We start from the raw sequence: 21,068 nt of genomic DNA on the forward strand, positions 1-21,068 counted from the left end.
ACCGGGAGCACGCCGAAGGCGGACCCGCTTGTCGGCCCGGCGTCCTAGACTCGTGAGGCGATGAGCAGCCTCTTTGACGACAGTTTCCTGGCCGGCCTCCAGTCCCACTCCCCGGAGGACGTCCCGCCCCCGCCCGAGGACGACGAGTACGGCGCCCCGGCCGCGGAGGAGATCCCGCACGACCTGTTCGGGGAGCACTTCGACGCGCCCCCGCCCCGTGACCCGTACTACCGCGACGGCGCCCACCGCCCCGCCGTGGACCCGGCCGCCCTCCTCGACGGGCTGAACGAGCAGCAGCGCGCCGCCGTCGTCCACACCGGTTCCCCCCTGCTCATCGTGGCCGGCGCCGGCTCCGGCAAGACGCGGGTCCTCACCCACCGCATCGCCCACCTCCTGGCCACGCGGCACGTGCACCCCGGCCAGATACTGGCGATCACCTTCACCAACAAGGCCGCCGGCGAGATGAAGGAGCGCGTCGAGCAGCTGGTCGGCCCCCGGGCCAACGCGATGTGGGTCTCCACCTTCCACAGCGCCTGCGTCCGCATCCTGCGCCGGGAGTCCAAGCGGCTCGGCTTCACGTCCTCCTTCTCGATCTACGACGCCGCCGACTCCAAGCGCCTGATGGCGCTGGTCTGCCGCGACCTGGACCTCGACCCGAAGAAGTTCCCGCCGAAGTCCTTCAGCGCCAAGATCTCCAACCTGAAGAACGAGCTGATCGACGAGGAGAGCTTCGCCGACCAGGCCGCCGACGGTTTTGAAAAGACCTTGGCCGAGGCGTACCGGATGTACCAGGCGCGGCTCCGCGAGGCCAACGCGCTGGACTTCGACGACATCATCATGACGACGGTCCACCTGCTCCAGGCGTTCCCGGACGTCGCCGAGCACTACCGCCGCCGCTTCCGCCACGTCCTCGTCGACGAGTACCAGGACACCAACCACGCCCAGTACACCCTCGTGCGCGAGCTGGTCGGCACCGGCTACGAGGACCTCGGTCCGGCCGAGCTGTGCGTCGTCGGCGACGCCGACCAGTCGATCTACGCCTTCCGCGGCGCGACCATCCGCAACATCCTCCAGTTCGAGGAGGACTACCCGGACGCGACGACGATCCTCCTGGAGCAGAACTACCGCTCCACCCAGACGATCCTCTCGGCCGCCAACGCGGTCATCGAGCGCAACGAGTCGCGCCGCCCCAAGAACCTGTGGACCGACGCCGGCGCCGGCGCCCAGATCACCGGCTACGTCGCGGACACCGAGCACGACGAGGCCCAGTTCGTCGCCGACGAGATCGACCGGCTCACCGACGCGGGCGAGGCCAAGGCCGGAGACGTCGCCGTCTTCTACCGGACCAACGCCCAGTCCCGCGTCTTCGAGGAGATCTTCATCCGCGTCGGCCTGCCCTACAAGGTCGTCGGCGGCGTGCGCTTCTACGAGCGCAAGGAGGTCCGGGACGTCCTCGCCTACCTGCGCGTCCTCGCCAACCCCGAGGACAACGTGCCGCTGCGCCGGATCCTCAACGTGCCCAAGCGCGGCATCGGCGAGCGCGCCGAGGCGATGATCGACGCCCTGGCGCTGCGCGAGCGGATCACCTTCCCGCAGGCACTCAAGCGGGTCGACGAGGCCTACGGCATGGCCGCCCGCTCGGCCAACGCCGTGAAGCGGTTCAACACGCTCATGGACGAGCTGCGCACCATCGCCGAGTCCGGCGCGGGCCCGGCCGTCGTCCTGGAGGCCGTCCTGGAGCGGACGGGCTATCTCGCCGAGCTCCAGGCCTCCACCGACCCGCAGGACGAGACCCGTATCGAGAACCTCCAGGAACTCGCCGCCGTGGCCCTGGAGTTCGAGAAGGAGCGCGGCGAGGAGCAAGGGGCGGGCACGCTCGCCGAGTTCCTGGAGAAGGTCGCGCTGGTCGCGGACTCCGACCAGATCCCGGACGAGGACGAGGAGGGTACCGGCGTCATCACGCTGATGACCCTGCACACCGCCAAGGGCCTGGAGTTCCCGGTGGTCTTCCTCACCGGCATGGAGGACGGCGTCTTCCCGCACATGCGGGCGCTCGGCCAGACCAAGGAGCTGGAGGAGGAGCGGCGCCTGGCGTACGTGGGCATCACCCGCGCCCGCGAGCGGCTCTACCTCACCCGCTCGTCGATGCGCAGCGCCTGGGGCCAGCCCTCGTACAACCCGGCCTCGCGCTTCCTGGAGGAGATTCCGCCGGCGTACCTGGAGTGGAAGCGGACGGGGCCGGTGGCGAAGCCCGCGGGGCCGGTCTCCGGGATCGCCTCCTCGCTGTCGTCCTCGCTCTCCTCGTCCCGCGCCCGCTCGGGCCCGTCCGGCTTCGCGACCCGCCGCGCGGGCACGGACAAGCCGGTGGTCTCGCTGGCGGTCGGCGACCGGGTCACCCACGACCAGTTCGGCCTGGGCACGGTCCTGGCGGTGACGGGCTCGGGCTCGGACGCGCAGGCGACGATCGACTTCGGCGACGAGAAGCCGAAGCGGCTGCTGCTGCGGTACGCGCCGGTCGAGAAGTTGTAGGAGAGCACTCGTACGCGCGAGGGCCCGGTCCGTCCGACGGACCGGGCCCTCGCCCGTACGTACGGGGTGTCAGCTCGTCGGGTCGAGGCCGCGGTTGCGGAGCCAGGCCAGCGGGTCGATCGCGGAGCCGCCGCCGGGCCGGACCTCGAAGTGGAGGTGCGGGCCGGTGGAGTTGCCGGAGTTGCCCGAGTAGGCGATGACGTCGCCGGCCTTGACCTGACCCCAGCGGATCTTGGTGCTGCTGAGGTGGCAGTACCAGGTCTCGGTGCCGTCGGCGGCGGTCACGATCGCCATGTTGCCGTAGGCGGGGTTCCACTGGGTGCGGACGGTGCCGTCGGTCGCGGCCATGACGGGGGTGCCGTACTGCACGGGGAAGTCGATGCCGGTGTGCACCGACATCCAGTTGACGCCGGACTGGCCGAAGCGGGCGCTGAGCTGGTGCAGCTTCACCGGCAGCATGAACTTGGGGCGCATCGCCTCGCGGCGGGCCGCCTCCTCCTCGCGCTTCTTCTTCTCGGCGGCCTGGCGCGCCTTGAGGTCGATGCGCTCCTGGGTGCGGCTGGCGCGGTCGCCGAAGTCGAGGGCACCGGCCTCAAGGGCGTCGAACCGGCTGTCCACCACGCTGTTGGCGGCGAGCTGCTTCACCGAGGCCGGGTCGGCGGCGGCCGCGAGCGCGGTGGTGTCCTGCTTCTTCTGGCCCTCGGGGCCGGAGCCGGTGAGCCCGCTGACGGAGGCGGCGGCGATGCCGGCGACGCCCATGACACAGGCGGAGGGGACGGCGACGGTCAGCAGGGCGGAGCGCTTGGCGGGGGTACGGCGCCGGGCGCGGCTGCCGCCGGAGGAGCGGCGTGCGGGGCGGGCGGCGGCGTCGGTGCGGACCTCGGCGGCGGGGGCGGGGGCGTCGGCCTCGTCGAGGTCGAAGTCGGTGCCGGGGCCGGTGCCGAGGTCGGCACCGGAGTCGGTTTCCGCGGCGGGGCCTTCGGGGGAGTCGTCCTCGGTGGCCTCGTGCGCCACTTCCGGATCCGGCTCGTAGGCGAACTCGAACTCGGCGGTCTGGTCGGCGAGTTCGTGCTGCGGGGTGTACTGGTGGGGGACGACCGGCTCGACCGGGTCGGGGGCCTGGTTCCAGGCAGCGGCGTCGTAGGCGCCGGTGTCGGTCGCGAAGGCGGGGGCGGCCCACTGGCCGGTCACGTCGTACGCCTCGTGGCCGTACGCGCCCTGCGCCGCGTAGGCGCCGGAGTGCAGGGTCTCGTACTGGCCGGTGTGCTGGGCCTCGGTCCAGGCGGAGGCGTCCCACTGCCCGGTGGTGTCGTACTGCGCGGGCTGCTCGTACGTCGTGCCCGTCGCGTAGGGGTCCGTCACGGCGGCGCCGGCCCACTGGCCGGTGGTGTCCCACTGGCCCGTCGTGTCGTGGCTTCCCGTGGTGGTGGTCCAGGCGGTCGTGTCGTACGTACCGGTACCGGTACCGGTGGTGTCGTACGTGCCGGTCGTGTCGTACGTACCGGTGGCGGCGTACTGGCCGAGGTCCCACTGGCCGCTGTGGCCGGTCTGGCCGGCGTCGGACCAGGTCCCGAAGAGCGGGTCGGTGGCGAAGCTGCCGGTGAGGTGGGCGCCGTCTCCGGCGTACCCGGCGTGGGGGTGCTGGTCGTTCACCAACGTCTCTCTCGCCTCGGCAGCAGAACCAGTCCGGGGCGGGCCCGACAGGGGGGTGTCCCGGGGGAAGCAGTGGCGCGACTGTACCCGGCGGTATGCGGGACCGACAATCTTCGGAGGGGTTCGCGGGCGCAGGAAACGGGCAATCGACCGTGTTTCGCCAGCTCACGCACAGAGCTTTGGCCTTGTGTTCGAGGAACGTTCGAAGAACGGCGCCGGGAGTGTCGCCACCGGCATGGCGGGTGCGGCGGGTGCGGCCGGCTCGGCCTGCTCGTCCGGGTCGGCCTGCTCGTCCGGCTCAGGCCACGGAGGCCGCCCCGCCGTCCGCCCCGTCCTCGGCCCCGCCGGCGTCGAGGGCCGCCAGGATCCCGGCCGCCACCCCCGGGTGCACCGGCAGCGCGAGATGTCCGATGCCGCTGACCCGCACGTTGTGCACCCGCAGGTCGGGGTGGTCGAGGCGGGCGGTCTCCACCGGCACCATGATCTGGTCCAGGTCACTCCAGAAGCTCACGAACCGCGTCCGGCAGCCCGGCGCCGGACCGGCGAGATCCCGCAGCACCTCCGACCCCGGCCGCATCTGCCGCACCAGCGGATGCGCGTCGGCGAGCGGCGCGACGGTCGTGCCCGTGTGCGGGGTGCCGAGGGTGACCAGCGTCCGCACCCGCGCGTCACCGTTCAGCCGCTGTACGTAATAACGGGCGACGAGCCCGCCCAGGCTGTGGCCCACGAGGTCCACCTCCGCCCGGCCGGTCCGCTCCCGGATCGCGTCGACTCGCCGCCCCAGCGCCTCGGCGGCGGTCCGCAGGTCGCAGGTGAACGGCGAGTAGTCGAGGTACTCGACGTGGCGGCGGCCGTGCCGGGCGAGGGCGCGGCGCAGCAGGACGAAGACGGAGCGGTTGTCGACGAAGCCGTGCAGCAGGACGACCGGACGCCCGCCCCCGCCCCCGCCGACGACGGGGGCGGACTCGGTGGGAGAGCCTCCGGGCCGTACGGAGACGATCCCGGACGGGTAGAGGACGAGGTGGCCGGTGAGGATCGCGGCTTCGAGGGCGGTGGCCTTCATCAGGGCGGTGATCTTGGCGAGCTCCATCGCCGACCTCCCTTGCGGCGCCTGGGGCCGGGCGGTACGCCGGGTCGCCGGACCTTCGCGCCGCGCGGACGGCGGCACGGAGGTCCGGCGACCGGCGTCGCGGCTCCCTTCGCGACCGCCCCGCAGGCGGCTGGAGGGCCCAGGAGGGGGGCCCGGAGCGGGGCAGGCCACGGAACGAACGTGTCCCACGTGTGATTTCCCCCTCCCCGGCCACCGTGAAACGGCTGGTTGCGGGATGCTGTCGATAACGTTCGTTCACCTCCCCGGCACAGACGCGCGGGGGTCGCATGTGGAGGCAGTGATGGGTGTGACCGGTCCGATCCGCGTGGTGGTCGCCAAGCCGGGTCTCGACGGCCACGATCGTGGGGCCAAGGTGATCGCGCGGGCCCTGCGCGACGCCGGTATGGAGGTGATCTACACCGGGCTGCACCAGACGCCCGAGCAGATCGTCGACACGGCGATCCAGGAGGACGCCGACGCGATCGGCCTGTCGATCCTCTCGGGCGCGCACAACACGCTCTTCGTCAAGGTCATCGAGCTGCTCAAGGAGCGCGACGCGGAGGACATCAAGGTCTTCGGCGGCGGCATCATCCCCGACGCGGACATCCCGCCGCTGAAGGAGAAGGGCGTCGCGGAGATCTTCACGCCGGGCGCCACGACCGCGTCGATCGTCGACTGGGTCAACGCGAACGTCCGCACGACGGCCGTCTGACACCCGCCGGCACCCGCCGACGCCCGGCACGCGCGCGGGCACCCGTCCGCCGCGCCCCGGTGGGCGGTCGGCGCGTGCGGCGCCTGCGCACGCCCTCCGGCCGTGACGGCCGGGAGCCCCCTCCGACGGGCTCCCGGCCGTCCGCGCGTGTACGGGCCTTCCGTCGGCCACGCGGGTACGTGGCTCCCCACGCGCGTGTGCGGTCGCCCCCTGTGTACGGGAGCGGGTCAGGCCGCCGCGGCAGGGGTGCCGTCCAGCTCCGCGCGCATCCGGGCGCGGAGGTCCAGCGTGGCCACCAGGCGCTGGAAGGCCTCGGACCAGTAGGCGCCGGCCCCCGGCGAGGTGTCCTCCGCCTCCGGGACCGCCGCCGCCAGCGACTCCAGCCGCCGGGCGGCCGTGGGGGAGAGGCACCGCTCCGCGAGGCCCATCACCCCGCTGAAGCTCCACGGGTAGCTGCCCGCGTCCCGCGCGGTGTCCAGGGCGTCGATCACCGCCTCGCCCAGCGGCTCCGCCCACGGAACCCCGCAGACCCCGAGCAGCTGGAACGCCTCCGACAGGCCGTGCGCCGCCACGAAGGCCGCCACCCACCGGGCCCGCTCCTCCGGGTCGAGCGTCGCCAGCAGCTGTGCCCGCTCGGCCAGCGACGAGGTGCCGGGCCCCGTCGCGGGCGGCACCGCGGGCGCACCGAGCAGCGCCCGTGACCAGGCGGGGTCCCGCTGCCGCACCGCCGCCCGGCACCAGGCCGCGTGCAGCTCCGCCTGCCAGTCGTCGGCCACCGGCAGCGCCACGACCTCCTCGGGCGTGCGCCCGCCGAACCGGGCCGGCCAGCAGGACAGCGGGGCCGCCTCCACCAGCTGCCCCAGCCACCAGGACCGCTCGCCCCGGCCCGACGGGGGCACCGCGACCACACCGTCCCGCCGCATCTCCTCGTCGCACTCGTGCGGGGCCTCCACGACGACCGTCGGCACGGCCGCCGTCCGGTCCAGACCCACACAGGTGGCCGCCCGGCCCGCCATGCGGGCCGCGAGCGCCGAGCCGGGCAGCGCGGAGAGCAGTTCGGCGGCGGTCGCGCGGACGTTGCGGCTGCGGTCGGCGAGCGCCGCCTCCAGGAACTCCTCGTCCGCCGCCGAAAGACCGGCCCGCAGCGAGTCCAGGAACATCAGCCGGTCCTCTGCCCGCTCCCCGGCCCATGTGCTCGCGAGCAGCGCCCGCCCGGCCGCCGGATCCTTCGCCCGTACGGCTCCGAGCAGCGCGACCCGTTCGGCGAACAGGCCCTCCTCCCACAGCTCCCGCACCGCCTCGGCGTCCTTGAGGTCTCCGAGGTCCGGAAGGGCACCGCCCGCCCCGCCGCCCCGCAGGGCGAACCGCCACTCCGGGTTGAGCCTGGCCAGCCAAAGCCCGCGCGGCCCGGCCAGCGCCAGCGCCTGCGGCCGCAGGTCGGTACGGGCCCTGGCCGCGTCGAGCAGCGCGGGCAGGGCGGCGTACGGCGCCTTGTAGCCGCGCTCGCCGGCCAGCGTCAGCCACTGCGGCAGCAGCTCGGCGAGGTCCGGCGCGGTGCCCCGGCGGCCGCCCGCAGGCGCGGGCGCGGCCCGCCCGGCCAGCAGCAGCCCGAGCCGGCGCCGGGCGGCGGCGGGCAGCTCCGGCCGCGGATCGTCCGGCGCGGGCTCGGGCGGTACGGCGGCGGGTCCTGGCCGCAGCCCCGCGCGCCGCCGCAGCGTCTGCCGCGCGGCGGCGTCGAGCAGCGCCCCGGCGGCCGTGGCGCCCCGCGTCCCCGAGGGCGGCCGCCGGTCGGTCCCGAGCAGCGCGGACGTCACCAGCTCCTCCCAGCCGGCGTCACCGGGCCCGGAACGGGGGGCTGCTCCAGGGGCTTGGGTCGTCGGCACGGGCACTCCTCGGGCATGGTCTCGGCCGCTGTCGCGGGCCTCGGACGGAGACGGGAAGGGGGTACGGCGGATGGTGGTCACAGCGGCACCGTTTCCGACGGGTGGTCCGGGGACCAGGCGGCGAGCGGGGTGAAGCCGCGGTGGCCGCACTCGCCGAAGACCGTGACGGGGGCACCGCCCGACAGGGCGAGCAGCCGCCACAGACCGGGGCGGGAGCGGTCGGCGCCGGTCAGCGGCAGGGCCTCCCGCCCGTCGGAGTCGGCGAGCTGCCAGCCGTACTCCGCGCGCGCGGGCACCACCTGAGCGAGCGTCACCGGCCAGGAGTCCAGCCACGGGTCCTCCCGCAGCGCCCGCCCGTACGCGTCGAGGGCCGCGCCCACCGGGCCGCCCGGCGGCGGCGCGGCCGGTCCGGCGACCGGCACCAGCGGCTCGCCGGGCTCCGCGCGGAGCTGCCCGGAGCCCGCGTGCGGGGTCAGCTCGCCGTCGACCACCGCGCCGACCGGCAGCGCCAGACCGGGGGCGCGGCCCGCCGCGCCGAAGGAGAGCAGCAGCGCCGTACGGCCGCTGCCCGTGCCGTACAGCCAGATCCGGCGGGTCGTCAGGCGGCCGTCCCCCGTGTCGTACTGGGCGAGGACCAGCCACCGGTCCCGCACCGCGGGGCCGTCGGGCGCGGACGGGAGCCCGACCCGGGTCCGTACCGTCGTCGCGAGCGGGGCGGGCAGCCGGTCGGCGGCCAGCCACGCCCGGTCGAGGAGATGGGTGAGCGCGCACTCCTCCAGGAGCCGCACCGGCCAGCCCGGGCCCGAGCCCGGTATCGCGCCCAGCTCGCGGACCCGGCCCGCGAGCCCCGGCGCCTGCGCGTCGACCATGCGGGCCGCGGTCTCCTCCCACAGGCCGTACCCCTGCTGTCCGGCCGTGGCGAGCCCCCCGCGCACCAGGTCCGCGAGCCGCCGCTCCAGCTCCTCGGCGCCCGCCGTCACCCGGGCCGCCCGGCGCTCCGCCCGGCGGCGCGCGGCCTCCGGATCGGCCGGGCCCGCCGCCACGCTCCCCTCCGCCTTCCGCGCCGCCCCGGCGGCCCCGGCCCGGCGTGCCGAGAGCCACCGCGCCACCCAGTCGGGCGGCTCGGCTCCGCCCGGCACGGCCGTCTCGTCCGTCGCCCACAGGAGCAGCAGTCCGAGTGCGTGCTTGCACGGCGACTTGCGGCTCGGGCAGGTGCACGCGTACGCGGGCCCGGTCGTGTCCACGACCGTCCGGTACGGCGTGCGGCCGCTGCCCTCGCACCGCCCCCACACGATCCCCTCGCCGCAGCCCGCGCCGCTCCACGGCCCGGCCGTGCCCAGCTTGCTCCCCGCTCTGCGTGAGGCTTCGTCAGGAGCCAGTGCCAGCACCTGTTCAGCCGTCCGACGCACCCCCATGGCATTCATGTACTTGACGGTATTCTTCTCCACTGACAACGCGGTTGACCTGCGGTTTCGCCCTCAAGGGCGGCCCTGGCGGCATGACAGGTCCGACCACCCCTTACGGTGCTGTTCGAGCTCGCGCGAACCAGCGCGCCACCTCACGTCCGCACCATCGTGCAGGGGGAGTACCACCATGAACCGCACCGTCCGCTCCGTCGTTTCGGCCCTCGCCGTCACCGGCCTGGCGTTCGGGCTCGGGGCCTGTTCCGAGGCGTCCGGCAAGGCCGCCGAGAAGGTCGACAAGGCCGTCACCGAGAGCTACGAGGTGACCTACGAGGTCACCGGCGAGAACATCCGGTCGATCGACTACCACGCCGGCGACGGCACCGCGATGCAGCCGCGGGTCGAGACCGACGCGAAGCCCACCACGCCGTGGACCAAGACGGTCAGGCTGCACGGCATCATGCCGCCCGCCGTCATGCCGGTCGCGGACAAGCCTCAGGACCTCACCTGCAAGGTCGTCTACCAGGGCAAGGTCATCAAGGAGGCCAAGGGCGAGCAGGCCGTGGCCGGCGGCTGCGTCGCCGTCTCCCCGGTCTTCAACTGAGCCTCCGCCACCCCCGATTACGCCCCTGACCTGCGGACACGACCGATTGTCAGTGGCGTGGTGCACCGTGGATCGCACAGCAGGTCGAACGATCTGGAGGGGGATCCATGACCGTGCCCGAAACCATGACCGTGGCCGAAACCATCGCCCAGCCCGGCGCCGGTGCCGTGAAGGACACCGGCCCGGGCCGGCCCAGGCCCGCCGCCGAGGCCCTGCGGCCCCACGCCGAAGACGCCTTCGCCCACGAACTCGCGGCGCTCGCCACCGCCGACGACCGCCCCCGGCCCGCCCGCTGGCGCCTCTCGCCCTGGGCCGTCGCCACCTACCTCCTCGGCGGCACGCTCCCCGACGGCACCGTCATCACACCCAAGTACGTCGGGCCCCGCCGCATCGTCGAGGTCGCCGTCACCACGCTCGCCACCGACCGGGCCCTGCTGCTCCTCGGCGTCCCCGGCACCGCCAAGACCTGGGTCTCCGAGCACCTGGCGGCCGCCGTCAGCGGCGACTCCACCCTCCTCGTCCAGGGCACCGCCGGCACCCCCGAGGAAGCCATCCGGTACGGGTGGAACTACGCGCGGCTGCTCGCCGAGGGCCCCAGCAGGGCGGCCCTCGTGCCCGGCCCCGTCATGCGGGCCATGGAGCGGGGCACGACCGCCCGCGTCGAGGAGCTCACCCGCATCCCCGCCGACGTGCAGGACACGCTCATCACGATCCTGTCCGAGAAGACCCTGCCCGTCCCCGAGCTCGGCGAGGAGGTCCAGGCCGTCCCCGGCTTCAACCTGATCGCCACCGCCAACGACCGCGACCGGGGGGTCAACGACCTCTCCAGCGCGCTCCGCCGCCGCTTCAACACCGTCGTGCTGCCGCTGCCCGCCACCCCCGAGGACGAGGTGGACATCGTCTCCCGCCGGGTCGAGCAGCTGGGCCGCTCCCTCGAACTGCCCTCTCTTCCCGAGGGCGTGGAGGAGATCCGACGGGTCGTCACCGTCTTCCGCGAACTGCGCGACGGCGTCACCGCCGACGGCCGCACCCGGCTCAAGTCCCCCTCGGGGACGCTCTCCACCGCGGAGGCCATCTCCGTCGTCACCGGCGGCCTGGCGCTCGCCGCCCACTTCGGGGACGGCGTGCTGCGCCCCTCGGACGTCGCCGCCGGCATCCTCGGCGCCGTCGTCCGCGATCCGGCCGCCGACCGGATCGTCTGGCAGGAGTACCTGGAGACCGTGGTCAGGGAGCGCGACGGCTGGAAGGACTTCTACCGCGCCTGCCGCGAGGTCAGCGCATGACGGCCCTCGCGTCCACCCCGGCCCCCGCCCCCGTTTCGGTCCCCACCCCGGCCCTCGCCACCGCCCCGGCCGGGGCGGACCTCCGCGACCGGCCGCCCGGCCCCCTGCTGCTCGGCGTCCGGCACCACGGGCCCGGCTCCGCGCGCGGGGTGCGCGCCGCCCTGGACGCCGCCCGGCCCGAGGCGGTGCTGATCGAGGGCCCCGCCGAGGCCGACGCGCTCGTCGCCCTCGCCGCCGACCCGGCGATGCGGCCGCCCGTCGCCCTCCTCGCCCACGCCGTCGACGACCCCGGCCGGGCCGCCTTCTGGCCCTTCGCCGCCTTCTCGCCCGAGTGGACCGCGATCCGCTGGGCCCTCGCCCGGGGCGTCCCCGTCCGCTTCGTCGACCTGCCCGCCGCCCACACCCTCGCCGCCGACCCCACTTGGGGCGACGGCGAGGACGAGGAGTACGCCCCCGCCGACCCCGCCACCCGGATCGACCCCCTGGCCGAACTCGCCCGGGCCGCCGGGCACGAGGACCCCGAGCAGTGGTGGGAGGACGTCGTCGAACTCCGCGGCGACACCGACCCCCTCGCCCCCTTCACCGCCCTCGCCGACGCCATGACCGCCCTGCGCGAGCGGTACGGGCACGGCGGCCACCCGCGCGACCTCGTCCGCGAGGCGCACATGCGGCTCCGGCTGCGCGCCGCGCGGAAGGAGTTCGGGGACGCGGTCGCCGTCGTCTGCGGCGCCTGGCACGTGCCCGCCCTCGCCCGGCGGACCACCGTCACCGCCGACCGCGCCCTCCTCAAGGGCCTGCCCAAGGTGAGGACCGAGCTGACCTGGGTCCCCTGGACCCACCGGCGGCTCGCCCGCCGCTCCGGGTACGGCGCCGGGATCGAGTCCCCCGGCTGGTACGGGCACCTCTTCTCCGCCCCCGACCGGCCCGTCGAGCGGTGGATGGCCAAGGTCGCGGGGCTCCTCCGCGAGGCCGACCACCCCGTCTCCTCCGCCCATGTCATCGAGGCCGTCCGGCTCGCCGACACCCTCGCCGCCCTGCGCGGCCGCCCGCGGCCGGGCCTCGCCGAGACCACCGACGCCGTCCGCGCCGTCCTCTGCGAGGGCTCCGACGTGCCACTCGCCCTCGTCCGGGACCGGCTCGTCGTCGGCGACGTCCTCGGCGAGGTCCCGGCCGCCGCCCCCGCCGTCCCGCTCCAGCGCGACCTGAACCGCCTCCAGCGGAGCCTCCGCCTCAAACCCGAGGCGGAGGAGCGCGAGCTCGGCCTCGACCTGCGCGGGGAGACCGACGCCGCCCGCAGCCGGCTGCTCCACCGGCTCCGGCTCCTCGGCGTCGACTGGGGGGAGCCGGCCGCGGGCCGCACCGGCACCGGCACCTTCCGGGAGTCCTGGCGGCTGCGCTGGCAGCCCGAACTGCACGTCCGGGTCGCCGAGGCCGGCGTCTGGGGCACCACCGTCGAGACCGCCGCCACCGCCCGCGCCGAGTCCCGGGCCCGCGCCGCCGGCTCCCTCGGCGAGATCACCGCCCTCGCCGAGCAGTGCCTGCTCGCCGGGCTCGGCGACGCCCTGCCCGCCGTCCTGGGCGCCCTCGCCGACCGGGCCGCGCTCGACACCGACGCCGCCCACCTCGCCGACGCGCTCCCCGCCCTGGCCCGCTCGCTGCGCTACGGGGACGTGCGGGGCACCGACACGGCGGCCCTCACGGGCGTCGCCGCCGGTCTCGCCGAGCGGATCTGCGTGGGCCTCCCGCCCGCCTGCGCCGGCCTCGACGCGGACGCCGCCGCGCAGATGCGCGACCGCGTCGACGCCGTCCACACCGCGATCGGCCTCCTCCCGGACACCGCGCTCGCCGACCGGTGGGCCGGGGTCCTGCGCAGGCTCGCCCGACGGGAGCGGGTGCCCGGGGCCGTACGGGGACGGGCGGCCCGGACGCTGCTCGACGAGGGCCGGCTCTCCGACGAGGAGACCGCGCGGTTCATGGGGCTCGCCCTCTCGCCCGGCACCCCGCCCGCCGACGCCGCCGCCTGGATCGACGGCTTCGTCGGCGGCTCCGGCGGCGGACTGCTGCTCGTCCACGACGAGCGGCTGCTCGGCCTCCTCGACGGCTGGCTCACCGCCGTACCGGCCGAGGCGTTCACCGACGTACTGCCGCTGCTGCGGCGCACCTTCGGCGGGTACGAGCCCGGGGTGCGGCGCACCCTCGGCGAGCTCGTCGCACGGGGGCCCAAGGCCGCCGCGTCCGGGCCCGCCGTCCCCGTACCCGGCTTCGCCGCCGCCCCCGACGAGGAGCGGGCCGACGGCGTCCTGCCCCTGCTCCACCTCGTCCTCGGACAGGAGGTCCCCGCATGACCGGCACCACCACCGCCGACGAGCGGCTGCGCCGCTGGCGCCTGGTCCTCGGCGGCGGCGCGGCGTGGGGGTCCCCCCTGGCCGAAGGCCTCGGGGGAGGGACCGGCCGTGCCCTGTCCGGGACCGACGCCGCCATGGACGCCGCCCTCGCCGCCCTCTACGACCACCGGGACAGCGGGGACGGCCAGGGCAACGGCGGGCGCCGGGGCGGGCTCGGCGGCTCCGCGCCCTCCGTCGCCCGCTGGCTCGGCGACATCCGCACCTACTTCCCCACCTCCGTCGTCCAGGTCATGCAGCGCGACGCCATCGACCGGCTCGGGCTCACCGCGCTCCTCCTGGAGCCGGAGACGCTGGAGGCCGTCGAGCCCGACGTGCACCTCGTCGGCACCCTCCTCTCGCTGAACAAAGCGCTGCCGGAGACCACCCGGGAGACCGCGCGGGCCGTCGTCCGCAAGGTCGTCGCCGACCTGGAGGCCCGGCTCGCCACCCGGACCAGGACCACCCTCACCGGCGCCCTCGACCGCTCCGCGCGGATCAGCCGTCCCCGCCACCGGGACATCGACTGGGACCGCACCCTCCGGGCCAACCTCAAGCACTACCTCCCCGATCACCGCACGGTCGTCCCCGAGCGCCTCATCGGCCACGGGCGCGCCTCCCGGGCGGTCCGCAAGGAGGTCGTGCTCTGCGTCGACCAGTCCGGCTCCATGGCCGCCTCCGTCGTCTACGCCTCCGTCTTCGGCGCCGTCCTCGCCTCCCTCAAGGCCGTCGCCACGCGGCTCGTCGTCTTCGACACCTCCGTCGTCGACCTCACCGATGAGCTCGACGACCCCGTCGACGTCCTCTTCGCCACGCGACTCGGCGGCGGCACCGACATCAACCGGGCACTGGCCTACTGCCAGTCCCGGATCACCCGCCCCGCCGACACCGTCGTCGTCCTCATCAGCGACCTGTACGAGGGCGGCATCCGCGACGAGATGCTGAAGCGGGTCGCCGCGATGAAGGCGGCCGGCGTCCAGTTCGTCGCCCTGCTCGCCCTCTCCGACGAGGGCGCCCCCGCCTACGACCGCGAGCACGCCGCCGCGCTCGCCGCCCTCGGCGTCCCCGCCTTCGCCTGCACCCCCGACCTCTTCCCGGAGGTCATGGCCGCCGCCCTGGAGAAGCGGCCCCTGCCGATACCCGACCCGGCCTGAGGCGCCGGGCCGGCCCCGCGCACCCGCCGGCTCCCTCGTACCCCTCGTACGGAATCCGTCCGTCCCCTCGTACGGAATCCGTCGCCGCCCGGCCACCCGGACGGGCCTCCACGGCGCCACTGAGGCCCATATCACACTCGCGGCGGTATCCCCCTCACCCGGCGCACCGGCGTGGCGTGAGGGGGGCGGAGCCCGCTCCCCGCCTGCGCGGCGGGGGCCGGGCGGGGTGCCGGGGGCGTCCACGCACAGCCCTGCGCCCCCTACGTTCTGTGACCCGTATCACCGCCCGGTTGTGAGCTGCGATTTAGGGACCCACGGCCCACGGGGATAACCTGCGAGACGGACATGCCGCGTCCACGGACACCGTGTACGCCTCCCTAGTGACAGCGCAGTCACGTTGCCCTCCGCGGCACGCCCACGCAGACAACGAACCGCGATCATCTAGAAAAGGGACGCGCGTGGACCTGTTCGAGTACCAGGCGAGGGACCTCTTCGCCAAGCACGGTGTACCGGTGCTGGCCGGTGAAGTCATCGACACGCCTGAGGCGGCGCGCGAGGCCACCGAGCGGCTGGGCGGCAAGTCGGTCGTCAAGGCGCAGGTGAAGGTCGGCGGCCGCGGCAAGGCCGGCGGCGTCAAGCTGGCCGCCACCCCGGACGAGGCCGTCGCCCGCGCGACGGACATCCTGGGCATGGACATCAAGGGCCACACGGTCCACAAGGTGATGATCGCGGAGACCGCTCCGGAGATCCTCGAGGAGTACTACGTCTCGTACCTCCTCGACCGCACCAACCGCACCTTCCTCGCCATGGCCTCCGTCGCCGGCGGCATGGACATCGAGGAGGTCGCCGCGACGACCCCCGAGAAGCTCGCGAAGGTCCCGGTCGACGCCAACAAGGGCGTCGACATCGAGAAGGCCCGTGAGATCGTCGCCCAGGCCCAGTTCCCGGCCGAGGTCGCCGAGAAGGTCGCCGAGGTCCTGGTGACCCTGTGGAAGACCTTCGTCGCCGAGGACGCGCTCCTCGTCGAGGTCAACCCGCTCGCGAAGGTCGCCTCCGGCGACGTCATCGCCCTCGACGGCAAGGTGTCCCTCGACGCCAACGCCGACTTCCGCCAGCCGGAGCACGAGGCCCTGGAGGACAAGGCGGCGGCCAACCCGCTCGAGGCCGCGGCCAAGGAGAAGGGCCTCAACTACGTCAAGCTCGACGGCGAGGTCGGCATCATCGGCAACGGCGCCGGCCTGGTCATGTCGACCCTGGACGTCGTCGCGTACGCCGGTGAGAACCACGGCGGCGTGAAGCCGGCCAACTTCCTCGACATCGGCGGCGGCGCCTCCGCCGAGGTCATGGCGAACGGCCTGGAGATCATCCTCGGCGACCCGGACGTCAAGTCCGTCTTCGTCAACGTCTTCGGCGGCATCACCGCCTGCGACGAGGTCGCCAACGGCATCGTGCAGGCCCTGGAGCTCCTCGCCTCGAAGGGCGAGGAGGTCACCAAGCCGCTGGTCGTCCGCCTCGACGGCAACAACGCGGAGCTGGGTCGCAAGATCCTGTCGGACGCCAACCACCCGCTGGTCCAGCGCGTGGACACCATGGACGGCGCGGCCGACAAGGCCGCCGAGCTCGCGGCTGCGAAGTAAGGGAAGAGGGACAGAACAGCCATGGCTATCTTCCTCAACAAGGACAGCAAGGTCATCGTCCAGGGCATGACCGGTGCCACGGGCATGAAGCACACCAGGCTCATGCTGGGTGACGGCACCAACATCGTCGGCGGCGTGAACCCGCGCAAGGCCGGCACCAAGGTCGACTTCGACGGCACCGAGGTCCCCGTCTTCGGCACCGTCGCCGAGGCCATGAAGGAGACCGGCGCCAACGTCTCGGTCCTCTTCGTGCCGCCGGCCTTCGCCAAGGCCGCCGTCGTCGAGGCGATCGACGCCGAGATCCCGCTCGCCGTCGTCATCACCGAGGGCATCGCCGTCCACGACTCCGCCGCGTTCTACGCGTACGCCGTGGAGAAGGGCAACAAGACCCGCCTCATCGGCCCGAACTGCCCCGGTCTCATCACCCCGGGCCAGTCGAACGCCGGCATCATCCCGGGCGACATCACCAAGCCGGGCCGCATCGGCCTGGTCTCGAAGTCCGGCACGCTGACGTACCAGATGATGTACGAGCTCCGTGACCTCGGCTTCTCCTCCTGCGTCGGCATCGGTGGCGACCCGGTCATCGGCACCACCCACATCGACGCCCTGGCGGCCTTCGAGGCCGACCCGGAGACCGACCTGATCGTCATGATCGGCGAGATCGGCGGCGACGCCGAGGAGCGTGCGGCCGACTTCATCAAGGCCAACGTCACCAAGCCGGTCGTCGGCTACGTCGCGGGCTTCACCGCGCCCGAGGGCAAGACCATGGGCCACGCCGGCGCCATCGTCTCCGGCTCCTCCGGCACCGCCCAGGCGAAGAAGGAGGCCCTGGAGGCCGCCGGTGTGAAGGTCGGCAAGACCCCGACCGAGACCGCCAAGCTGGCGCGCGCCATCCTCGCGGGCTGAAGCACGACACAGCCCCACAGGCCGTGAACGCGTGGGCCCCGCCCCGCCGGGAAACCGGGGGAGCGGGGCCCACGCGCGTACGGGGACGGGCTACTCCGCGGCGGGGATCAGCCGCTCCGGGCCCGGGTTCGGCGCGGACCGCAGCATGTCGCGCAGCCTCAGGTCCTCCTCGCCGAGCTTCTGCGGGCCGCCGCGCACCGGGACGCCGTTGACGGTCTGGCCGGGCGCGAGCTCCGGGATGTAGCGGGTCGGCGCCGTCGCCGCCGTCAGGGCCGTGACGGCGATCAGCACCACCGTCGCCCCGCCCACCACCCGGGTCATCCGCCGGATCCGCCGCTCGCTGCCGCCGCGCACCGCCCGCGCCGCCGGGAGCGTCGCCGTCGGCGCCTCCGCGACCAGCTCGCCGAGGCGCCGCCGGAGCTCCTCGGGGTCGGCGAGTTCCGGCACCCGCTCGCCGATGAAGGAGTGCGCGTACAGCAGCCGGTTGGCGGCGGCGGGGGTGCTCGCCTCCGTCTCGGCGGCCGTCTCCGGCAGGTCGAGCCCGAGCCCGTCGTAGAGCAGGACGGTCCGGCGGTACGGCGCCGGCAGGTCGAGCAGCGCGCCGAGCAGCGCCCGCCTCCCCGCCTCGGTCGGCGGGGCGTCGGGGTGCTTGTGGGTGCGGCGCAGCCGGTGCCAGGGCGAGAGGGCGTACTCGTACACCGCCGCCCGCACCCAGCCCACCGGGTCGGCGTCCACGGCCACCTCGGGCCAGCACTGCCAGGCGCGGTGGAAGGCGTGCTCGACGGCCTCCCGGGAGAGGAGGCGGCGCCCGGTCAGCAGATACGCCTGGTGGACGAGGCCGGGGGCGGCGTACCCGTAGAGCGCGTCGAAGGCCTCCTCGGGGGTGAGCTCGGGCCCCTGCGCGACCGCCTGTACGGGCTCCCGCCGTACGGGCTCCCGCCGTACGGGCTCCCGCTGTACGGGCTCCCGCTGTACGGGCTCCCGCTGTACGGGTTCCAGCTCAGGCTCCTGCTTCCGCTCCGGTTTCAGCCGCTCCTCGGGCCCGGGGCCGGCCGGGCCGCGCCGGGCGGGGCCGGAGGCGGCGATCGCGGGAGCCGGGGAAGGGGCCTTCGGCGGCTTGGCGGCGCGCTTGGCGGCGGCCTTGGGGCGCACGCCGCCGGAGGGCGCGGGGGTCGGAGCGGGCGCGGGGGCCGACGCCTCCGGCGTACCGCGGAGCAGCCTCACGTACGCCTCGCGCTTGCGGCCGCGGGGGGCCGAGCGGCCGGCCTCCCAGGACTTGACCGTGGCCTTCGTGACGCCCACGGCCTCGGCGACCTGCTCCTCGCTCAGGGCGAGCGCCTCGCGCAGCCGACGCCGTTCCTTCGGCGTCGGCAGCGCGGTGGCGGCGGAGGGGGGCGCGGTGTCGCCGTCCCGGCTCGTCTTGCTCATCGGTGTCTACCTCCCGCAGAGCACCTCTGGGCGGAAAAGTACATAAACGTATCTTGAGCGACACAACGGGTGTTTGCCTGTTACGCCGCGAAAGAGCGTGTCGTTGGCAGCATGGCCCCGTGACCCACCTGACCGAGCACTCCCTGGTCCAGGGCGGGCGTTCCGCCGCGTTCGCCACCGCCTGCGTCCGCGGCGGGGTCGCCGCAGGACTCGGCGCCGGTGCCCTCGCGGTCCTGGTGATCGTCGCCTGGATCAGCTCGCCGTTCCCCGACAGCGGCGCCGACGGCGCCCTTCACCTCGCCGCCGGGCTCTGGCTGCTCGCCCACGGCGTGGACCTCGTCCGCACCGACACCGTCGGGGGGCTGCCCGCGCCGCTGGGGATCGTGCCGCTGCTGACGACCGCGCTGCCGGTCTGGCTGGTCTTCAGGACCGCCCGCTCCACCCTCGACCCGGCCGACGAGACCCGGCCGCGCCCCTCGCCCGCGGGCGCGCTCGGCGCGGTCTCCGGCGGGTATCTGCTGGTCGCGGCCGTGCTCGTGGTCTACAGCGAGAGCGGCCCGCTCCCCGCCGACCTGGTGACCGCCGGGCTGTGGCTGCCGGGCGTGGTCCTCGGCGCGGCGGGGGCCGGTGTCTGGAGCGCCCTCGGCCGGCCCCTGCCGGACCGGGAGGAGGCCGCCGCCGTGCTGCGCGGCGCGGGCACCGGCCTGGTGGCGCTGTGCGCGGGCGGGGCGGTGCTCGCCGGGGCCTCGCTGGTCTGGCACGCGGACGCGGCGCGGGCCTCGTACGAGTCGCTCGCGGGGGAGTGGTCCGGTCGGGTGACGCTGGCGCTGCTCGTCCTCGCGCTGCTGCCGAACGCGGCGGTCTGGGGCGCCGCGTACGGCCTCGGGCCCGGCTTCGCCCTCGGCACGGGTGCGGTCGCCACCCCGCTCGGGCTCGTCGGCGACCCCGCCGTGCCGCCCTTCCCGCTCCTCGCGGCGCTGCCCCCGGAGGGGCGCGGCGGCTGGCCGCAGTGGGCCGCGGCGGCGGTGCCGCTGGTCGCGGCGGTGGTCCTGGGCCACCGGGTGGGCCGGGAGACCGTCACCGGCCGGGCGCGCGGGACGGTGCTCGCGACCCTTGCCGCGGCCGGGGCGTCCGGGGTGGCCGTCGCGCTCCTGGCGGGCGCGGCGGGCGGCCCGCTGGGCTCGGAGCGGCTGCTCGCCTTCGGCCCGGTGTGGTGGCAGGCGGGCGGGGCGGCGGTGCTGTGGGGAGTGGCCTTGGGCCTGCCGACGGCGCTGGCGGTACGGGCCTGGGGCCGCCGGGTGCCCCGCCCGAAGGAGCCCCGGCTCCCGAAGCCGCCCGAGCGGCCGAAGGAGCCGCAGGCGCCGGAACCGGCTCTGGCGGCGGCCGCGCCCTCCCCGGCGCCGGTTCCCGCGGACCCCCTGGGTTCCGGCTTCGCCTTGGGTGACGACGAGGGCTACGAGCCGTACGACTACCTCCCCGCCTCTTGGGAAACCCCCCTTCCCCCGGCACCGGAACCGCAACCGCCCCGGCCGTCGGAGACGACCGGGGCGGAACGAGGAGAGGCGCCGGACGACTAGTCGCGCACCCCGAAGCCGTCGCGCAGCGGCTTGGGCAGCAGGTCGTTGCAGGCGAGCGCGCCCGCGTGGGTGAGGGCGTCCTCCCGGCAGTCGTAGAAGTCCTTGTAGACCAGCTGCATCGTGAAGCCGAAGCCCACGATCAGCAGGGCCACGGTCGAGGCCACCAGGCCGCTGATCGCCGCCGTCCGCATCGAGCGGGCCGGGTTCGGGCCGCCCGCCGCCGTGGACGGCCGTCCCGGGGACGGGGACGGGGACGGGGACGCGGGCGGGGCCGCGGACTGTGATTCCTGCGACACCCCGGCCGCGGTCTTCGGCTTCGCGCGCAGCGAACTGATCGCCCAGTACAGCGAGAGCGCGCCGAGCAGCAGGGCCAGTTCCGGGATGTCGAAGATCGCGAAGAAGAAGGCCCACATGCCGCCGAGGACCGCGTACCGGGCCCGCCGCTGGGCCGGGTCCGTCGGGTCCCAGCGCAGCCCCGGCCGCTCGGGACCCTGGCCGCCCGCGCCGCCCTGACCCCCCTGGCGCTCCGGCCCGCGCCCGAAGCCGTCCGACGAACGGCCGGGCTGGCGCGGGCTCCAGCGCCCGTCGGACGAGCCCGTGCCGGGCGACGACGGTTCGGCGGAGCCGCCGTTCGAGCCACCCGGACCGCCCGAGCCTTCCGAACCCTCCGGCCGGCGCGGCTGCCACGGCTGGTCGGGCCTGCCCTCGGGCGGCGGGGCGAACGGGTTGTTGTCGTTCGTGGACTGGCGATCCGGCATCTGCTGGACGTCTTCCCTCTGTCGTCGTGACCGCGTCGCACCGGGCGGCGTGACCGGCGTCGGACCCTGA

At 75.0% G+C, this 21,068-nt stretch carries 15 protein-coding genes; 9 read left to right on the forward strand and 6 right to left on the reverse strand.

What is annotated here, in order from left to right; genetic code table 11:
- Nucleotides 1–60: 60 nt before the first annotated feature.
- Nucleotides 61–2,529 (forward strand): DNA helicase PcrA, encoded by a 2,469-nt coding sequence (pcrA, locus tag QK442_RS15025; RefSeq protein WP_282694423.1) that lies wholly within the window; start codon nucleotides 61–63, stop codon nucleotides 2,527–2,529.
- Nucleotides 2,530–2,598: 69 nt separating this feature from the next.
- Here pcrA and QK442_RS15030 read toward each other — a convergent pair whose 3' ends face one another.
- Both QK442_RS15030 and QK442_RS15035 read right to left on the reverse strand, forming a co-directional pair.
- Nucleotides 2,599–4,182 (reverse strand): M23 family metallopeptidase, encoded by a 1,584-nt coding sequence (locus QK442_RS15030; RefSeq protein WP_282694424.1) that lies wholly within the window; start codon nucleotides 4,180–4,182, stop codon nucleotides 2,599–2,601.
- A gap of 298 nt (nucleotides 4,183–4,480) precedes the next feature.
- Nucleotides 4,481–5,272 (reverse strand): alpha/beta fold hydrolase, encoded by a 792-nt coding sequence (locus QK442_RS15035; RefSeq protein ID WP_282694425.1) that lies wholly within the window; start codon nucleotides 5,270–5,272, stop codon nucleotides 4,481–4,483.
- 301 nt (nucleotides 5,273–5,573) lie between these two features.
- On the opposite strand from QK442_RS15035, the gene QK442_RS15040 reads away from it, so the two are divergent.
- On the forward strand, nucleotides 5,574–5,984 hold the full coding sequence (locus QK442_RS15040; protein WP_282694426.1) for a cobalamin B12-binding domain-containing protein: 411 nt from the start codon (nucleotides 5,574–5,576) through the stop codon (nucleotides 5,982–5,984).
- Nucleotides 5,985–6,211: 227 nt separating this feature from the next.
- Here the strand turns inward: QK442_RS15040 and QK442_RS15045 are convergent, their stop codons facing one another.
- Both QK442_RS15045 and QK442_RS15050 read right to left on the reverse strand, forming a co-directional pair.
- Complete coding sequence (locus tag QK442_RS15045; RefSeq protein ID WP_282694427.1) at nucleotides 6,212–7,867, reverse strand: DUF5691 domain-containing protein; 1,656 nt, start codon at nucleotides 7,865–7,867, stop codon at nucleotides 6,212–6,214.
- A gap of 77 nt (nucleotides 7,868–7,944) precedes the next feature.
- On the reverse strand, nucleotides 7,945–9,291 hold the full coding sequence (locus tag QK442_RS15050; protein WP_282694428.1) for an SWIM zinc finger family protein: 1,347 nt from the start codon (nucleotides 9,289–9,291) through the stop codon (nucleotides 7,945–7,947).
- Between the two features lie 169 nt (nucleotides 9,292–9,460).
- Between QK442_RS15050 and QK442_RS15055 the strand changes: the two genes are divergently transcribed.
- From QK442_RS15055 to sucD, 6 genes are all read left to right on the forward strand, one after another.
- Complete coding sequence (locus QK442_RS15055; protein WP_282694429.1) at nucleotides 9,461–9,874, forward strand: hypothetical protein; 414 nt, start codon at nucleotides 9,461–9,463, stop codon at nucleotides 9,872–9,874.
- Nucleotides 9,875–9,999: 125 nt separating this feature from the next.
- Nucleotides 10,000–11,157 carry an AAA family ATPase gene (locus QK442_RS15060; protein WP_282694454.1) on the forward strand — a complete coding sequence of 386 codons (1,158 nt, stop codon included), beginning with the start codon at nucleotides 10,000–10,002 and terminating at the stop codon, nucleotides 11,155–11,157.
- A complete protein-coding gene (locus tag QK442_RS15065) occupies nucleotides 11,154–13,502 on the forward strand; it encodes a DUF5682 family protein (RefSeq protein ID WP_282694430.1) in 2,349 nt (782 codons plus the stop codon). The genes QK442_RS15060 and QK442_RS15065 overlap by 4 nt, the downstream gene beginning before the upstream one ends.
- Nucleotides 13,499–14,692 (forward strand): VWA domain-containing protein, encoded by a 1,194-nt coding sequence (locus QK442_RS15070; protein WP_282694431.1) that lies wholly within the window; start codon nucleotides 13,499–13,501, stop codon nucleotides 14,690–14,692. Before QK442_RS15065 ends, QK442_RS15070 begins: the two co-directional genes overlap by 4 nt.
- 458 nt (nucleotides 14,693–15,150) lie before the next feature.
- The gene (sucC, locus tag QK442_RS15075; RefSeq protein ID WP_282694432.1) at nucleotides 15,151–16,329 is read left to right on the forward strand and encodes an ADP-forming succinate--CoA ligase subunit beta; all 1,179 of its coding nucleotides are present in this window, start codon (nucleotides 15,151–15,153) and stop codon (nucleotides 16,327–16,329) included.
- Nucleotides 16,330–16,350: 21 nt separating this feature from the next.
- Entirely contained in the window at nucleotides 16,351–17,235 is an 885-nt protein-coding gene (sucD, locus tag QK442_RS15080; protein ID WP_282694433.1) for a succinate--CoA ligase subunit alpha, read from the forward strand.
- A gap of 90 nt (nucleotides 17,236–17,325) precedes the next feature.
- On the opposite strand, the gene QK442_RS15085 is transcribed toward sucD, so the two are convergent.
- The gene (locus tag QK442_RS15085) at nucleotides 17,326–18,663 is read right to left on the reverse strand and encodes a helix-turn-helix domain-containing protein (protein ID WP_282694434.1); all 1,338 of its coding nucleotides are present in this window, start codon (nucleotides 18,661–18,663) and stop codon (nucleotides 17,326–17,328) included.
- 119 nt (nucleotides 18,664–18,782) lie between these two features.
- Between QK442_RS15085 and QK442_RS15090 the strand changes: the two genes are divergently transcribed.
- A complete protein-coding gene (locus QK442_RS15090) occupies nucleotides 18,783–20,240 on the forward strand; it encodes a DUF6350 family protein (RefSeq protein ID WP_282694435.1) in 1,458 nt (485 codons plus the stop codon).
- Here the strand turns inward: QK442_RS15090 and QK442_RS15095 are convergent.
- Nucleotides 20,237–20,998, reverse strand: coding sequence for a hypothetical protein (locus QK442_RS15095; protein WP_282694436.1), 762 nt, complete (start codon nucleotides 20,996–20,998; stop codon nucleotides 20,237–20,239). The genes QK442_RS15090 and QK442_RS15095 overlap by 4 nt on opposite strands.
- Between the last annotated feature and the right edge of the window lie 70 nt (nucleotides 20,999–21,068).

It is taken from the genome of Streptomyces sp. CC208A, assembly GCF_030010625.1.
Lineage (GTDB): Bacteria > Actinomycetota > Actinomycetes > Streptomycetales > Streptomycetaceae > Streptomyces.